We start from the raw sequence: 16,379 nt of genomic DNA on the forward strand, positions 1-16,379 counted from the left end.
GAGATTTCTGCTCGGCTTGAGTTCACCTGGGCTCGAGTGATGCAGAAAAACAAGGTGGTACCGCGAACCCGAAGCCCCATTCGCCCTTGTGATGAATGGGGCTTTTCTATTGGGAGCGCGTCAATGACAAACCGTCCTATGCCTAAAACGTTCGATTTCAAAGAAGCAGAGTCCCGCCTGTATCGGTGGTGGCAGGATCACGGCTGGTTCAAGCCGGAAGTTGCGCCGCCAGATGCCGAACCGTATGTGATCTCCATGCCGCCGCCCAATGTGACCGGGCGCTTGCACACCGGGCATGCCCTCTTCACCACGCTCGAAGACCTCATGATTCGCTATGAACGCATGCGGGGCAAAGCCGCCCTATGGGTGCCCGGCTCCGATCACGCAGGCATCGCGACGCAGCTTCAGGTCGAAAAGATGCTGCGCGATCAGGGGACGAGCCGCGAAGAGATTGGGCGCGAGGAATTTCTCGCCCGCACGTGGGAATGGAAAGAGAAGTATGGCGGCGAAATCATCGAGCAGCTCAAGCGCATGGGCGCGAGCTGTGATTGGGATCGCCTGCGCTTCACGCTCGACGAGGGTCTCTCCAACGCAGTGCAGGAAGTCTTTATCACGCTGTATGAGCAAGGTCTGATCTATCGCGGGCCGCGGTTGGTGAACTGGAGCCCCGGACTCAAGACGGCCGTCTCTGATCTCGAAGTGGAACGCGAAGAAGAACAAGGCAAACTCTACTTCTTCAAATACCCGCTCGAAGATGGCGACTATCTCCCAGTGGCGACCACCCGTCCCGAGACCATTCTCGGTGATACGGCGGTCGCAGTGCACCCGGAAGACGAACGCTATAAGCACCTGATCGGCAAGATGGCGCTCGTGCCCATGCTCAACCGCCGCATTCCCGTGATCGGTGATGAATACGTGGACCGCACGTTCGGCACAGGCGCGCTCAAAGTGACACCGGGGCACGACTTCAACGACTACGAGCTGAGCAAGAAGCACAATCTGCCGATCATCAACATCATGAACCGCGACGCGACGATCAACCAGAACGGCGGCCAATATGCCGGGCTGGATCGCTTTGTGGCGCGTGAGAAGATTTGGGCGGACATGACGCTCGCCGGGATGACCATCGAGGTGAAAGATCACACGATGGTCGTGCCGCGTTCCCAGCGCGGTGGCGAAGTCGTCGAGCCGATGATCAGCACCCAGTGGTTCCTGAAGATTCAGCCGCTGGCCGAAAAAGCGATCAATGCGGTGCGGAATGGCGATATCGAAATCGTGCCCGAGCGCTTCGAAAAGGTCTACTATCACTGGATGGAGAACATCGAAGACTGGTGCATCAGCCGCCAGTTGTGGTGGGGACATCGCATTCCTGCGTGGTACGGTTCGAATGGTGAAGTGTACGTGGGCAAAACCGCGCCAGCGACGACCGCCAGCGTGACATGGACGCCGGAAGAAGACGTGCTCGATACGTGGTTCAGCAGCGGTTTGTGGCCGTTCAGCACGCTCGGTTGGCCGGAGCAAACCGCCGATCTTAGACGCTACTACCCCACCCAGATGATGGAAACGGGCTACGATATCCTGTTCTTCTGGGTGGCGCGCATGATCATGATGGGCTTGTGGTTCACGGACAAGCCGCCGTTCAAGACCGTGTATCTGCACGGCTTGGTGCGTGACAAGCTCGGGCGCAAGATCAGCAAGACCCTCGGCAATGTGATCGACCCGCTCGAAATGGTCGAGCAGTACGGGGCGGATCCGCTGCGCTTCACGCTGGCGACCGGTGGCACACCGGGCAACGATATCAATCTGGATACGGCGCGCGTGGAACGAAACTGGCGCTTCGTGAACAAGATCTGGCAGATGACCAACTTCGTCACCAGTAACCTTGACGGTGATGTACCCTTCGGTGCGCCGCCCGCCAGCGAACTGGATATGCCCTCTCGCTGGATTATGAGCCGCCTGCAGCGCTTAGTGGCTACGACACAGCGCTTGTTCGATGCCTATCAATATGGCGAAGCGGGTCGCCAGATTGACGACTTCCTGTGGAGCGAATTCGCCGACTGGTATATCGAGATCAGCAAGTACCCACTCTATCAGGGCAGTGATGCCGAAAAGACCAACACGCGCCGCGTGCTCCTGACTGTGCTCGACACCTCGCTGCGTTTGCTGCACCCTTTCATGCCATTCGTGACGGAAGAGCTGTGGAGCTTCATCCCACACGAAGGTGACGCGCTCATCGTGGCGAGCTGGCCGCAAGCCGACGAGTCATATTTTGATGACGCCGCCGAAGCGACCATGGTCACGCTCATCGATCTCGTGCGCGGCATCCGCAATGTGCGCGATGAGTACAAAGTCGAACCGTCGCGCAAGATCGGCGCGCAGGCGGAGTCAAAGCAGTATGCCGCGGCGCTCGACCAGTACCGTTACCTCTTCGCGCGGCTGTGCAACGTGCCAGACTTGCAGATTCTTACGGGCGGCGCAGCACCTGCTGAACAAGCCGCAACCGTGGTGGTGGGGGATGTGACGGTTTACCTGCCCCTCGCGGACTTTGTGGACGTGGCGGCGGAATGCGAGCGCTTGACTAAAGAACACACCAAGCTAGTCGAACAGATCACGAAGGTGCAGGCGACGCTGGGCAACGAGCAGTTCGTCAGCCGCGCGAAACCGGACGTGGTCGAACGTGAGCGGACGCGTCTAGCCGGCCTGCAAGCGAGCGCCGAACAACTCACCGAACGCATTGCGGGGTTGTGTAAGTAATTGATAGACCACAGCGGGGCGCTGAGCACGCCCCGCTGTGTTTACTTATGCTGGTTTTTAACAAAGAGCGCGCGTCCCGCTTCCTGAGCGGCTTTGCGGACCACCTGATCGCTGTCATTCTTATAGACTTCCTGTAAGGCGCCCAACGCCTCCGGGTCGCCCAGCTCTTTCAGTTCTTCGATTGACTTGAGCCGGACATCGACATTCTTGTCTTTAAGTCGGCCAACATGATAAGCCACTAATTTCTTATTGACGCTCACGTCATCTCCTTTCGCAGTCTTACATATTATAACAGCACATGTATCCGCCAGAGCGCAATACTTCGCCTCATTCCCCCATGTTATAATCGGTCAGGATTGGCGAGGCAACGGGAGATCTTCAGTGATCAATCATGCGGTGGTGGTGGCGATTGGCAATGCGGCGCATCAGAGCAAGCTGACTTACAATCGACCTCGCGCCATGCTCCCGGCGCTCGGAAAACCGCTCGTCGTGCGCGTCATGGATCGCTTACTGCGCGGCGGCGTGCGCAATTACACGGTCATTGTCGGTGAGCAGGAAGGCGCGGTCGCCGCATTTCTGAACGCGCATTGGGTTGCCAATGCCACGGTCGATTTTGTGCTCCAATCCACCAGCCAGACGCTCACCCAAACGCTTGGCGAAATCGCTCGCCAGCATACAGAACCCTTTGTGCTCACCAGCTACAACAGCTTTGCTCATCTCAACTTTGCCGATCGCTTGTGCCGCCGCTTCATGAGCATGCCTGATGTTCCTCTTATGTTGAGCGGTGCCGGGGCCAGCCTCACCGAGTCCCTGTTCACGCGCTACGCGATGCTCGCCGATTCAACTACCGTTCGTCGAATTGCTCCGCATCAGGAGGGGCAAGCCTACATTCTGACCGATATGTCCATTTGCGGGTTGCCCTTTATCGATTATCTCGCCGCCCTGCCTGCTGCAGACGGGGGGCTGCTGTGCGCGGATCTCGCCAGCATTTATGAGCGCTATGTCAATCAGGGCGGCAGTGCTTCGATTGTGCCGACGAGCTGGTCGCTGCAAATCGATCAGGATGCCGACCTGCTCACGCTCCAGCGCCACTTGCTGGATGAAGAGCAGGATGGTCATCTGCTGAGCGAAATTCCGCCGACTGTTCAGGTGATCCCTCCCGTGCGTATTGATCCGCAGGTGAGCATCGGCCAATCGGCCCGAATCGGCCCGTACGTCTATCTGGAGAGCGGTTGCAGCATCGGCGAGGGGGCTGTTGTCGAGAATGCGCTCATCCTCAATAAAGTCACGGTGCCAGCGGGTACACACGTCCGCGACGCGCTTGTCGCGACCCGGGCCACGATCCATGTCTAGAAATCTAGTCCGCTTCGGCGCTATAATGACGCCCGATCGCGTCCAAGTACCGACTCGAGGGTGAACGTTTGGCTCAATCCTATAAGCTATGTCCAATCTGCGGCACAGCAGCGCATCGCAACGCGGTCATGTGCAGCACATGTGGCACATCGCTGACTGATGTTCAGCCAACTTCTGACCGCCCGAAAACTACCCCGGCGCAACCCGCTTATGATCGACGCTATGGCGAGACCGACCTGCTGGAAGGCGAGGTTTCTAACCGTGGGCAGGTCTTCATCCTCGGCGGCTTATTAACCGTCGCCCTGCTGCTGTGCGGCGCAATTGTGCTCTTTGTTGGTCAGGGGATGTTCAATAATCGCCCGGCGCCGACGCCGACCACGGCCAATGCGACGCAAGCCCCGGTCCTCGGGCAAGAGAGCATCGTCGTGACCAATACGCCGCGTCCCACGGTCATCTTTGCGACCGTGACGCCTCCCCCACCCTCGCCAACGCTCACCCCCACCGAAGGGCCGTGCGTCCAGCACGTTGACCCCGGTGATGATCTGATCAGCATGGCGTGGGCCTGTGGGCATCGCAGCCTCGACGTTATGCCCCTAATCCTCGAAATTAACGATCTAGCCTCGGCGGAACTCATCCAGCTTGGGCAAGACATCCTGATTCCGCGTCCGACCCTGACGGCCGATCCGAATGCGGGCGCTGCCGATCCGGAAGCCCTCACGGTGGCGAACGCCTCGACCGCCGCGCCGACCGATGAAGCGCCGCTCGCCGATGCCGTCGATCTGCAAGATCCACTGGTTATGCCCACGGAAACCCTGCTCCCCGGCATCATGTGGCATCAGGTTCAGCCGAACGAAACCATGCTGGTCATCGCGTCAACGTACCGCACCAGTGCGGAAGTTTTGGCGCAGTTGAACCCGGAAATCACGTTTTCGCAGTGTGATTACAGTCTGGACAGCGGTGGGCCGACCTGTACCGTGCTGCTTGTCGCCGGGCAGAACATGCGTGTCCCCGCCCCCACGCCGACGCCCACTCTGTCGCCAACACTCTCGGGCAGCGAAACACCCACGCCGACGCTCACGCCGACGTTCAATGCCCCCAACTTGTTCAATCCGCCCGACCGCGCGCTCTTTCAGCGTGACGCCTTGATCACGCTGCGCTGGGTGGGCACAGGCACGCTCGGCGCGGACGAAGTCTACGTGATTACGATGGAAGACTTGACCGCCAATACGACTTATACGGGCGAGACAGACGAGCTTTACTTCATTGTTCCGCCGGAATGGCAAGGCACCGACGCGCGCTGGCACGACTTCCGCTGGTCAATCAGCGTCGTGCGCCACTCATCACCTAATCAACCGATTTTCACGACAGGTACCCGGCTTTTCACATGGGAATCGCGCAATGAATAAATCAATTATGCTCATCGCCTTGGCGATGATGTTGCTTGCTGCCTGTGAACTGCAATCGATCCCGACAGGGCAAACGCCGACTCCACCCCCCACCGAGCAGATCAGCACGCCGACCGCGAGTCCCACGCTCACCGCCACTGCAGAGCCCATGCTCGCGACCGAGACGCCGTCTGCCACGCCGGAACCACCATCGGCGACCCCGACATCTACAGAAACGCCAAATCCGTATGCCACGTATGTCATTCAGCAAGGCGACACGCTCATCTACATCGTCCAGTTATTTGGTCATCGTGACCTCGCGGTCATCGACGAAGTCATTCGCCTCAACCCAAACATCACGAGTCAGGATCGCCTGCCGGGCGCCGGTTCGTCGATCACAATTCCGCTCCCGACCGCGACGTTTACGCCCGAAGGCTTCGCCTTGACCGCCTCGGCGCAGCCGCCACAAGTCGCGCAGATTCGCCTTCCGGTCGACACGGAGATTATTCAGGTCCCGGTGCAGGAAGGCATCACGATTCTTGGGATCGCCCAGCAATACAATACGACGCTGCCCATTATGGCGACGCTCAACCCGCAGCTTGGTTTCTTCAACTGTGATTTCGATAACCCAAGTGGTGGCCCGGACTGCACGGTGATCCTCAGCCCCGGCGATGTCGTGAGTGTCCCCGCCCTAACGCCGACGCCGACCCTCTCACCGACTTTCTCGGGCAATGAAACGGCCACGCCGACGCCCACTTACATCCCGCCCATCGCCTTCTTCCCGCAGCAGGACGCAGTCGTCTCACCGGTCAGCTTTGCGCTCCAGTGGCTGAGCGTCGGTATTCTCAACGCGAATGAGACGTATCTGGTGGAGATTCAGGATACCGTGTCGGGGGTGCAGCAAATAGATGTGACGCGCAATACGTCGTACCGCCTGCCCGAATCACTGATTCCAGCAGATGGGCAACCGCACGTCATGCGCTGGCGCGTGTCCGTCGCCGTACCCAATGAGCAAGGGGCTTACCGCTTCATCAGCGAAGGCGCCTGGCACAGCTTCACCTGGCAGAGTCGCTAAACGAAACTAGCTCACGCGCCGAGGCGTCCAAATTCGCGCGCGAGGCGATCATTGCTCATGTGAATCATCGTCGGGCGTCCGTGCGGACAGGTAAGCGGGGACTGGCAGCGTTCTAGTTGGCGAATCAGTCCCTGCATTTGCTCGTAACTGAGCACTTGCCCGGCCTTCACAGCGGCTTGTTTGCATACGCGCATGACGATCTTGTCTTCAATCGATTCCATACCCGGCTTATTGCCCTGCTCCAGATCATCAATGATCCCGCGAATTAATTCGCTCGGCTCGACATCGGACAAAATTGCCGGAACCGCGCGCACGATGAAAATGTTCGGGCCAAACGGTTCCAGTTGAAAGCCGAGTTCGCTCAGCAGCGGCAGCTTTTCCTCGATCAAGCGGGCTTCGGCTGGCGCAACTTGCACGCTTTCGGGCGTCAAGGCCAACTGCGCGACCGTTTTCTGCCGGGTATATTCCGCCATGAACTGTTCATAGAGAATCCGCTCATGCGCGGCATGTTGATCGACGAGATACATCCCCGCCGGAGCTTCTGCGACGATGTAACTGGCAGCAATCTGCCCCACCACGCGCAGCATCGGCAGGGTGCGCGGTTGTGCTGGCTGCCCCAAGCCAATGGGAATTGCGGTCGGATCGTCGTCGTTTTCCGCATAATCCGGCTGCATCCGCTGCCGCGCGTGCTGCCCCGGTGACTCCATAGGCAGTTCTAACCGCTGCTGTTCTTCAAACTGGTGATACTGCGGTGCTTGGCCGCGCATGGTGGGCGTCTGCGCCCCGCCGATGATCGCGCGGCGCACCGCGCGCTGCATGGCGCTGAAGGCGGCATCGTGGTCACGAAAGCGGATTTCCGCTTTCGTCGGGTGCACATTCACGTCGACGTCCTCGGGATTGAGAGTCAACATCAGAATCGCAATGGGATAGCGTCCCGTCATCAGGAGCGTGTGATAGGCCTGCACGACCGCATGGGTGAGCCCGGTATCCTGCACATAGCGCCCATTCACGAACAGGGTGATGCGCGACCGATCCGCCCGGTTGAGACTCGGCGCGGAGGCAAAGCCATAGACCGCCATATCATTGTGCGAATCGTCGACTTCGACCATATTCTTCAGGTGATCGAGGCCGAGCGCGTTGACAATCACATCGGCGAGATTTCCGCTGCCGTTCGTCCGAAAGACTTCACGCCCATCCTGTTCCAGATGAAAAGCGACCTGGGGGTAGGCCATCGCGTAGCGCGTCACCACCGATGCGATCTGGCGTTTCTCGCTCATCTCACCTTTGAGGAACTTGAGACGCGCGGGCGTATTGTAGAACAGATTCTCCACGGTGATGACTGTGCCTGCGGGCACCCCCACCGGCTTGCGCTGCCGAATTTCACCACCTTCGACCACCAGCGCCGTCCCGATGTTTTCCGCTTGATTCCGCGAGGTGAGCTTGATCTGGCTGACTGAGGCGATACTTGCGAGCGCTTCACCGCGAAAACCCAGCGTCTGGATGCGATAGAGATCGCTGGCGGTCTCCAATTTGCTGGTCGCGTGGCGTAGAAACGCTAGTTCTATCTCCGCCGCTTCAATGCCGCAGCCATCGTCGCTGATTTGAATGCGCTTGCGTCCGTCTCCGGTGATTGACAGGCGAATATGCCGTGCCCCGGCATCCAGCGAATTTTCCAGCAGCTCTTTGACGACCGAGGTCGGCCGTTCGACCACCTCACCCGCCGCAATCTGCGCCACGACATCTTGGGACAGCACATGAATCGCCATACGAGTTCACCTATTGAACGTCTGTTCGCTTTATGCTAGCGGATGCGGTGGGAGCTTTCAATTGTGGATGATCAGGTTTTCGTCCTTGAGGGGAATGCTCAGGTAGAACGTGCTGCCTTTGCCTTCTTCGCTGCGCACCCAGGCATCACCGCCGTGGCGCTGCGCCGCACTCTTCACAATGAAGAGCCCCAACCCGCTCCCCTTGATCCGTTTGTGCTCTTGCCGCGCGAGCCGGACATGGCGTTGAAACAGCAGCTTCTGATTCTCGATGCTGATACCATAGCCGGTGTCGGTCACGGCAATAATCACACTGTTATTCTCACTGTAGACCGCCACGTGGACCTGCTGGCCGTTCGGCGTGTACTTGATGGCGTTATCAACCAAATTGGTCAACGCGCGTTCCAGCATATTTTTGTCGGCGTTGATGACGGGGACATTGTTGGCCACTTCGACCGTAATGGCCAGTTCACCCTTTTCCGCGGGCACCAGGTGATTCTGCACGATGCGATGCGCCATCTCGTCGAGATCGCACTGATCGCGATTCATCTCGTAGAAGCCAGTTTCCAGATCAAATCGACCCGCATCCTGAATGTTATCCACCAGTGACGTGATCTGGGCGATGCCAGACAAGACTTTTTCAACGAAATGCTCCTGCTTCTCATTGACCGGGCCAACCATCGCCAACATGTTGGCGAAGCCCTGAATATAGGTCAGGGGAGAACGAATATCATGCGACACAATCCGCATGAATTCGGCTTGATTGCGGCTGACTTTTTTGAACTGGGTTACATCGCGCAGAATCAGCACGCTTGCATCGGCGTTTCCCTGCTGGTCGCGGGTTTCGTCGAGCCGGGGCACATACACCCGCCCATCCGCCGCGGTCCATTCCGGTAACGATTGACGCTCCAGCATGTAGGCGATCAGTTCCTCCGCCTTGAGGATCGTGCGCAGTTCCGTACCCGACTCCGATTGACCGAATAACGTCTCGGCGGCCGGATTCATGAGCAGTAGGCGCTGTTGACCATCAAACACGAGCACCGGATCGGGGAGATTCAGCAGGATTAACGAGAGAACGCGATGGGACAATTCAAGATTCATGGAAATTCCTCTGACGCTCAACGCAGCGTACTCCCCCTCATTATACCGGATTGGGGTTGCTTGCGCCTCCTCACCATTCATGCTAGACTTTCTTTAGAAATAGTTGCGATCCATTCAGCCTTCTGGTTTAACGATGCCTGAAAAAATCCTGGTCGTCGATGATGATATCGACAGTCTCAAGTTAATCGGACTGATGCTCCAGCGTAATGGCTACGAGGTCATCGCTGCCAGCGCGGGTAATCAAGCGCTCACCAAAGCTGCGAATGAGCGGCCTGACCTCATTATCCTCGACATCATGATGCCGGATATGAATGGGTACGAAGTGACGCGCCGGTTGCGCAAAAACCCGGACACCCAGCGTATCCCGATCATTATGTTCACCGCCAAAACCCTGATCGACGATAAAGTCGCCGGATTTGAGGCCGGAGCGGACGACTACCTCACCAAGCCGACGCATCCCGCAGAGCTCGCTTCCCGCGTCAAAGCTATACTGGCGCGGAGCGCCGCAGCGAAACCCCAAGGCGTGGCTCGGGGGGCAGCGATCGGTGTGCTTGGGGCAAAAGGCGGCGTCGGCACAACCATGCTGGCGGTGAATATTGCCGCAGCGCGGTTGCTCGCTGGCGATACGCCGATCATTGCCGATTTCCGCTTGGGTATGGGCAGTTTGGGCGTCTCCATCGGGTTGGCGCGTTCGCACGGTATGGCAAACGTGCTGAGCAAACCCGCTGAAGAAATCCGACCGCGTGCGATTGAAAACGATCTCGTCACTCACCCTTCGGGTCTGCGAGCGCTGCTGTCGTCGGCGCGCGCTACCGAAGCTCAGTTGGCCTTCACGCCGGAAGCCGCTGTCGCCGTGGTACGTTCTTTGCGCAGCATGGGTCGGCCATCCGTGTTTGACCTTGGCTCGGGGCTGAGCCCCCTCAGCCAACGGTTGCTCCGTGAGATGGATCAGATTGTGCTCGTCGTCGATCCGCTGGTGGTTACGTTGACGATGGCCCGCGACATCATCCAGGAAATTATGACGTGGCGCAACGACCCGAACCGCTTGCATGTGGTCGTCGTGAGCCGCGCGACTTCTTCGACGCCGCCCTCATGGAGCGATGTCGAGCAGTACCTCGGCTATGAACTGCGTGGCATTATCTCGCTGGCCTCTGACTTGATGATTCAGGCGATGCAGGCGAACGTTCCGACCGTGATGTTCCAGCCGAACGCGGTGGTTTCGACACAGTTGATTAAATTGGCGGAAGACTTGCACAATCGGGTTCGCTTACCCGTAGGCGAACAATCCTAGGCGAAGTTGTTATGCAAGACCCAATTGACATCCTTGCCTACCACGTGTCCCAGTCACGCTCCATGATCGCGTTTACGGGAGCGGGGATTAGTACGCCTTCCGGGATCCCGGACTTTCGCAGTCCCCACAATGGGCTATGGGAAAGTGTCGATCCCCTTGAAGTCGCCAGCATCTATGGGTTCCGCCAAAATCCGGAAGCATTTTACCGCTGGGTCTACCCTCTGGCTCGTCTCACGCTCAACGCACGCCCCAACCCCGCGCATCAAGCTCTAGCGCAGCTCGAAACGATGGGCAAACTCAAGGCGATCATTACCCAGAATATCGACATGCTGCATACGCGGGCTGGCAATCGTACGATCTACGAGCTGCACGGCCATATGCGAGAAGCGACGTGTGTGACGTGCTTTGCGGTGTATCCCGGCGAACCAATCCTTGAGCGCTATCTCGACGATCGGATCCTGCCCCGCTGCCCTAAATGTGGCGGCGTCCTCAAACCGAATGTCATCCTGTTTGGCGAGCAGCTCCCTTATCGTGAGCTCCAGAACGCTCAAGACGCCGCCCGGCACACGGATTTGATGCTCGTGATCGGATCATCATTAGAAGTTGCTCCGGCCAGCGACCTTCCCCTGCTCGCGCTGCGCAATGGAGCTAAACTATTTATCATCAATTACGACAAGACGTTTATTGATAGCAAAGCAACGTGCGTGATTCATGGGGATTGTGCCGAGGTGCTCCCCGCCATGCTGGATCGCTTGGAGAAGATAGTATGACGGTGACAAACGCCTCTCAGGGCAACGACTCGCGCACCTTTGATCGGTTGCTTGCCCGCTATGAGCGGATTGTCGAAATCGGCCAGCAGTTGAACTCGATGCTCGATCATGTTTCGCTGCTGCGCCGCATCATCGCCGCGGCCACTGAACTCACCGAGACCGAGTCTGCCTCGATTCTTTTGATTGATCCGGTCACTGGCGAGCTGCGCTTCGAGTTGGTGGGCACGCTCAACAGCAGTGATGTTGAGTCGATTGTGGTGCCGATGGAAGGCAGTATTGCTGGATGGGTGGTGAGCCACGGTGAACCCCGTGTCATCGAAGATGTGCGCCAAGACTCGAATTTCTACAGCAACGTCGATGACCAGCTCAAGTTTCATACCCGGAATCTACTCGCCGTACCGATGCGCGCTCATAATCGCGTGATCGGCGCGCTCGAGGCGGTGAATAAGCGTACAGGCGAGCGCTTCAACGACGACGATGTGAAAACCCTCTCGATGCTGGCAACGCAGGCCGCTATTGCGATTGAGAACGCGCGTCTGTTTCAGCAAAGCGACTTCATGGCGGAAGTGGTGCACGAATTGCGCAGTCCCCTCGCTGCACTGCGGACCAGCATGTCGCTGCTGCTGCGTCCAGAACTCCCGGCAGACAAGAAAAGCACCACCATCCTGACCATGCAGGGTGAGATTGAGCGGCTGATCCAGATGACGAGTGATTTCCTCGATTTGGCGCGTCTCGAATCGGGGCGCGTGCGCTTGAATATACAGCGGTTTGACCTTGACGTGCTGCTAAACGAATGCATCGACATTGTCCGGCAGCAGGCAGCGGACAAGACCATCGAGATCCAGGCGCAGATCGAACCCTTCCTCGTCGAAGGAGATCGCGGCAAGATTAAGCAGGTCATCCTCAATCTGCTCACGAACGCGATCAAGTACAATCGCGAGGGTGGCAGCATTCAAGTGGCCACCTACCTGAGTATCCGCCATGATGAGCCGTTCGCGGAACTATCCGTCGCTGATACCGGGTATGGGATTTCTAAAGAAAGCCAGAAGAAACTGTTCCAGAAGTTCTACCGCGTGGAAGAGACGGCAGATGTAGCGCAGGGGACGGGTCTCGGTCTCGCCATTGCCAAACACATCATTGAAGCCCACAAAGGCATGATCACGCTGGAAAGTGAAGTTGGCAGCGGTTCGAATTTCTTCGTCACGCTGCCGTTATCCTCTTAGAAGTCGAGCAGAACCTTCAATTTGCCCGGTTGCGCCGCCGCGCTGAATGCCTCCAGCGCCTCGTCGAGCGTGTAGCGCTGTTCGATCAGCGAATCGACGTCCACGAGCCCGAGGCTGAGCAGACGCAGTGCCGCCGGGAATGGGCCACAGCGACTGCCAATCACGCGAACTTCATTCACCGCAACACGGGTTAAGTCTGCCTGCGGCAGCGCCGTGTACGTACTTTTTAGGACCACCGTTCCGCGCGGCTCGACCATATCCAGCGCCGACGAGAAGCCTGCGGCTGTGCCCGTACAATCAATGACGACTTGCGCCTGCTGTGGTGGAACGCGATCTACGGCGTCAATGCCCCAGTGATTGAGCAAACGCGCCTGCTGTTCGCGGCGTACCACGACCGACAGGTCACAGCCAATGAGACGCATCACCTGCGCGACCAGCATGCCGAGCTTTCCCGCCCCAATCAAGACGACTCGGTCACGCGGCGACACGTGGATAGCCTCGAAGATTTGTAGCGCTGCCGCCAGTGGTTCGACGAACACGGCCTGATCGTCGCTGATCTGATCCGGTACGACGTGCAAGTTTTGGCACGTGAGTGCCAGATAATCCGCGAAAGCACCGGGATGCCGATCTAACCCGACAGTACTGCGGTTGCGGCATTGACTGGGAATACCCCGCGCACACAGGTCGCAGGTACCATCAGCCACATTGATCTCTCCGACGACGCGGCGTCCGATGAGGTCATCAACTCCGCGGCCGTCAACCACTTCTCCGACAAACTCGTGACCGAGAATGCCGGAGTAGTTCATATAGCCCGCGACGAGTTCCAGATCGGTATTGCAGATTCCAGCGCGGCGTATTTTGATTAAGGCTTGATCTCCCGTCACCTGTGGCATCGCTGCGTGATGATCGACTCGTAGCTGTCCATCTAGGGTGACTGCCCGCATAATTTACGCCTCACCTTCTAACGGTGTTAGATCCTTCTTCGGTTGATTGATGAACGCGATTTCGCCCTTCTCCCACGCTACCAGCAGCGGCACGGCGATGAAAATCGACGAATAGGTCCCCGTCAGCAAACCGACAAAGAGAATAGCAATGAACTGCTTGATCGACTCGCCGCCGAACAGCAGAATCGCGATCATGATGAAGAACGCATTCAACTGTGTGGCGAGCGAACGATGAATTGTTTCCAGAATGCTGCGGTTGACGATCACTTCGTACGGTTCGCCGAGGTGCTTCGGGATGTTCTCGCGGATCCGGTCGAACATGACAATCGTATCCTGCACCGAATAGGCAAGCACGGTCAAGACCGCCGTCAGGAACAACGCATCGACTTCCCACCCAAAGAGCAACCCGGCCAGCGACATGATCCCCGACACAACCAGCACGTCATGCACCATCGCAATGATTGAGCACACGCCGTAGCGGAACGCATTGGGTACCTGTCGGAAGGCGATGACGACAAAGCCCGTCACAATTACGGAAGCGACAATCACGGCGAGGAACGCCGATTGACTGACTTCCTGCCCGACTGTCCCGGAGACCTGTTCGACGCGGAGACTGGCACGATCCAGCGGCGTAATCGCTTCCAACGCATTGAGAATGTTGGTCTGAACTTCTTCGTCCTGAAAGTTGGCGCGCACCGACCACCGATGTTCATCCGTCGCCCCTAGGCTCTGGATGCTGATGTCCGTATTGCCAAACTGTTGGAACACATCACGGATCGCGGTTTCGTCGGCCCCCGCTTCCGTGAACCGCAGCTCATAGATACTGCCGCCGACGAAGTCATTGCTCAAGCGGAACAGTGAGCCGGTGGTGAACAGCGAGTACAGCATGATCAGCACGCCGGGGATGATCACTGCCATTGAAATGAGAAAGAACAATCGGCGCTTTTGGACTAAGCTGAACATCTGCCTACACCCCCAACAGCCAGTGCCGCTCCTTGAGCGGTTGGCGTAGTACACTGACAAACAGATTTAGGAATGTGCGGGTAACGAGCACGGCGGTGAACAGGTTGATAATCAGACCGAGTGCTAGTGTCACGGCGAAGCCACTCACAATGCTCGCCCCGGGCGTCTGACCGAACAGGTAGAGCACCCCGCAGATGATGATCGTCGAGAAATTCGAGTCGCGGATCGACTGCCACGCACGGTTAAAACCGGCGCTCAAGGCGTCTTCGAGCGGCTTTCCGCCGCGGAGTTCTTCTTTGATACGCTCAAAGATCAAGATGTTGCCATCGACGGCTGTGCCAATCGAAATCAGAAACCCAGTAATCGCGGGTAACGTCAGCGTGACCGGGACCAGCTTGAAGACAGCGTAGTTCAGCAAGATGAACATCACGAGGGCGAGATCGGCGGCAATGCCCGGCACGCGATAGTAGATCGCCATAAACAGGAAGACGATGATCACGCCAATGATGCCCGCTCGAATACTCAGGTTCACGGACTCTTGACCGAGTGACGCCCCAACGGTTTCGGCGCTTTCTACGCGCAGCGGAATTGGCAGCGCGCCCGAACGGAGCTGCAGCGCGAGCTGCTGGGCTTCTTCCTGCGTAAATCCACCCTGAATGATGCCGCCCGTGTCCAACCGCGCTTGAATCGTCGGCGCATTGAGCAGCACGCCATCCAGCACAATCCCGAGCGGTTGACCGAGGTTGGCTTCCGTATAAGGGCCGAAGATGGTTGCCGCGTCCGCGGTCAGTTCAAAGTTGATGATCCAGTCGCCAGTCTGGGTGAGCTGCGCCGAGGCAGCCTGCAGCCCTGCCCCTGTTAGCACGGTTTCAAACGGTTGACCGTTCGTCGGATTCACTAACGGAGTTTCGTTCGTCGTCGTGCTGCCCTCAGCCCCACCACGCTGATCGCGCAGTTGGACTTGTTGGGTCGTCAGCACCGGATGCCCTTCAAATTCGCGCACGCGGCTGCCGAGGCCCGTCATATTGACGAATTCTAGCAGTGCCGTCTGGCGAATGGTGCCAATGGCTTGTTCCGGGTCAGTGACACCGGGCAGCTCGACCAGAATACGATCCGCGCCCTGAACCTGCACGGTGGGTTCGGTGACGCCGAGCGCGTTCACACGCCGGGCCACGTTGTTCGCGGCTTGGCGTAAATCTTCCGCACTGAAGGATCCGGGCGGAAGTTCAGCTTGCAGCAGCACCCGGAGCCCGCCTACCAGATCCAGCCCGAGGCTTTGCTGAACGTTAAGATTGACGTCGGTGGTTCCGTCGTCGTTGGTATCAATGTGAATGCCGGTAGTTTCCGGGAGGCTCACCCACACGCAGAATGCAGCGATCAGTAATACAACAATCAGCCAACGAAAGTGGCTACTCATTCGGTTCTTTCCCCTGATTCATACTCTTGCGGATATTCTCCGCTAGTTCCTCGGGGTCATATGGTCGGAGAAGGGAAGCTGCGATCATCCGCACGACTACGCCGTCAGCGATCTCGACCCGTGCAACGCCGGTCGTTTCATCAATTTCGGTCACTTTGCCGATCAAGCCGCCAAATGTGATCATTTCGTCACCCGGTTTGAGCGAACTGACATACTGCTGCTGCTTTTGAAAGTCACGCTGACGCGGAAAGATGACCAGCGACCAGTAAGCTCCGAGCGCCAGAACCATCACCACGCCTAAAACGACGATTTCTTGCATCACACCTCCCTGAAAGCCCGG

General features: G+C 58.0%; 14 protein-coding genes and 1 other annotated feature (1 of these 15 cut by a window edge). Of the genes, 7 read left to right on the forward strand and 7 right to left on the reverse strand.

Features of this window, described 5'->3' with window-relative positions:
* Positions 1-91: a binding site (T-box leader), on the forward strand; it begins 159 nt to the left of the window's first position.
* A 47-nt stretch (positions 92-138) separates the two neighbouring features.
* Complete coding sequence (locus IPK17_RS23660; protein ID WP_343420164.1) at positions 139-2,754, forward strand: valine--tRNA ligase; 2,616 nt, start codon at positions 139-141, stop codon at positions 2,752-2,754.
* A 41-nt stretch (positions 2,755-2,795) separates the two neighbouring features.
* Here the strand turns inward: IPK17_RS23660 and IPK17_RS23665 are convergent, their stop codons facing one another.
* Positions 2,796-3,014, reverse strand: a complete 219-nt coding sequence (locus tag IPK17_RS23665) for a HEAT repeat domain-containing protein (RefSeq protein ID WP_343420165.1) — start codon at positions 3,012-3,014, stop codon at positions 2,796-2,798.
* Positions 3,015-3,135: 121 nt separating this feature from the next.
* Between IPK17_RS23665 and IPK17_RS23670 the strand changes: the two genes are divergently transcribed.
* From IPK17_RS23670 to IPK17_RS23680, 3 genes are all read left to right on the forward strand, one after another.
* Complete coding sequence (locus tag IPK17_RS23670; protein WP_343420166.1) at positions 3,136-4,107, forward strand: glycosyltransferase; 972 nt, start codon at positions 3,136-3,138, stop codon at positions 4,105-4,107.
* A 68-nt stretch (positions 4,108-4,175) separates the two neighbouring features.
* Entirely contained in the window at positions 4,176-5,513 is a 1,338-nt protein-coding gene (locus IPK17_RS23675) for a LysM peptidoglycan-binding domain-containing protein (protein WP_343420167.1), read from the forward strand.
* Positions 5,506-6,567 (forward strand): hypothetical protein, encoded by a 1,062-nt coding sequence (locus IPK17_RS23680; protein ID WP_343420168.1) that lies wholly within the window; start codon positions 5,506-5,508, stop codon positions 6,565-6,567. Before IPK17_RS23675 ends, IPK17_RS23680 begins: the two co-directional genes overlap by 8 nt.
* 11 nt (positions 6,568-6,578) lie before the next feature.
* On the opposite strand, the gene mutL is transcribed toward IPK17_RS23680, so the two are convergent.
* Both mutL and IPK17_RS23690 read right to left on the reverse strand, forming a co-directional pair.
* Positions 6,579-8,333 carry a DNA mismatch repair endonuclease MutL gene (gene mutL / locus IPK17_RS23685; protein ID WP_343420169.1) on the reverse strand — a complete coding sequence of 585 codons (1,755 nt, stop codon included), beginning with the start codon at positions 8,331-8,333 and terminating at the stop codon, positions 6,579-6,581.
* A 57-nt stretch (positions 8,334-8,390) separates the two neighbouring features.
* Complete coding sequence (locus tag IPK17_RS23690; protein ID WP_343420170.1) at positions 8,391-9,431, reverse strand: sensor histidine kinase; 1,041 nt, start codon at positions 9,429-9,431, stop codon at positions 8,391-8,393.
* Positions 9,432-9,564: 133 nt separating this feature from the next.
* Between IPK17_RS23690 and IPK17_RS23695 the strand changes: the two genes are divergently transcribed.
* Genes IPK17_RS23695 through IPK17_RS23705 form a run of 3 tightly spaced genes read left to right on the forward strand, consistent with a single transcriptional unit; the run spans position 9,565 to position 12,715 of the window.
* Complete coding sequence (locus tag IPK17_RS23695; protein ID WP_343420171.1) at positions 9,565-10,722, forward strand: CpaE/TadZ family protein; 1,158 nt, start codon at positions 9,565-9,567, stop codon at positions 10,720-10,722.
* Between the two features lie 11 nt (positions 10,723-10,733).
* Complete coding sequence (locus tag IPK17_RS23700) at positions 10,734-11,492, forward strand: NAD-dependent protein deacylase (protein ID WP_343420172.1); 759 nt, start codon at positions 10,734-10,736, stop codon at positions 11,490-11,492.
* Positions 11,489-12,715 (forward strand): sensor histidine kinase, encoded by a 1,227-nt coding sequence (locus tag IPK17_RS23705; protein ID WP_343420173.1) that lies wholly within the window; start codon positions 11,489-11,491, stop codon positions 12,713-12,715. Before IPK17_RS23700 ends, IPK17_RS23705 begins: the two co-directional genes overlap by 4 nt.
* Here the strand turns inward: IPK17_RS23705 and IPK17_RS23710 are convergent.
* From IPK17_RS23710 to yajC, 4 genes are read right to left on the reverse strand one after another with little or no spacing between them, the layout of a single operon-like run.
* On the reverse strand, positions 12,712-13,659 hold the full coding sequence (locus IPK17_RS23710) for an MDR/zinc-dependent alcohol dehydrogenase-like family protein (RefSeq protein ID WP_343420174.1): 948 nt from the start codon (positions 13,657-13,659) through the stop codon (positions 12,712-12,714). The genes IPK17_RS23705 and IPK17_RS23710 overlap by 4 nt on opposite strands.
* 3 nt (positions 13,660-13,662) lie before the next feature.
* Positions 13,663-14,622 (reverse strand): protein translocase subunit SecF, encoded by a 960-nt coding sequence (secF, locus tag IPK17_RS23715; RefSeq protein WP_343420175.1) that lies wholly within the window; start codon positions 14,620-14,622, stop codon positions 13,663-13,665.
* A gap of 4 nt (positions 14,623-14,626) precedes the next feature.
* Positions 14,627-16,039 carry a protein translocase subunit SecD gene (gene secD, locus IPK17_RS23720; protein ID WP_343420176.1) on the reverse strand — a complete coding sequence of 471 codons (1,413 nt, stop codon included), beginning with the start codon at positions 16,037-16,039 and terminating at the stop codon, positions 14,627-14,629.
* The gene (yajC, locus tag IPK17_RS23725) at positions 16,032-16,358 is read right to left on the reverse strand and encodes a preprotein translocase subunit YajC (RefSeq protein ID WP_343420177.1); all 327 of its coding nucleotides are present in this window, start codon (positions 16,356-16,358) and stop codon (positions 16,032-16,034) included. The genes secD and yajC overlap by 8 nt, the downstream gene beginning before the upstream one ends.
* Between the last annotated feature and the right edge of the window lie 21 nt (positions 16,359-16,379).

It is taken from the genome of Candidatus Flexifilum breve (assembly GCF_016713355.1).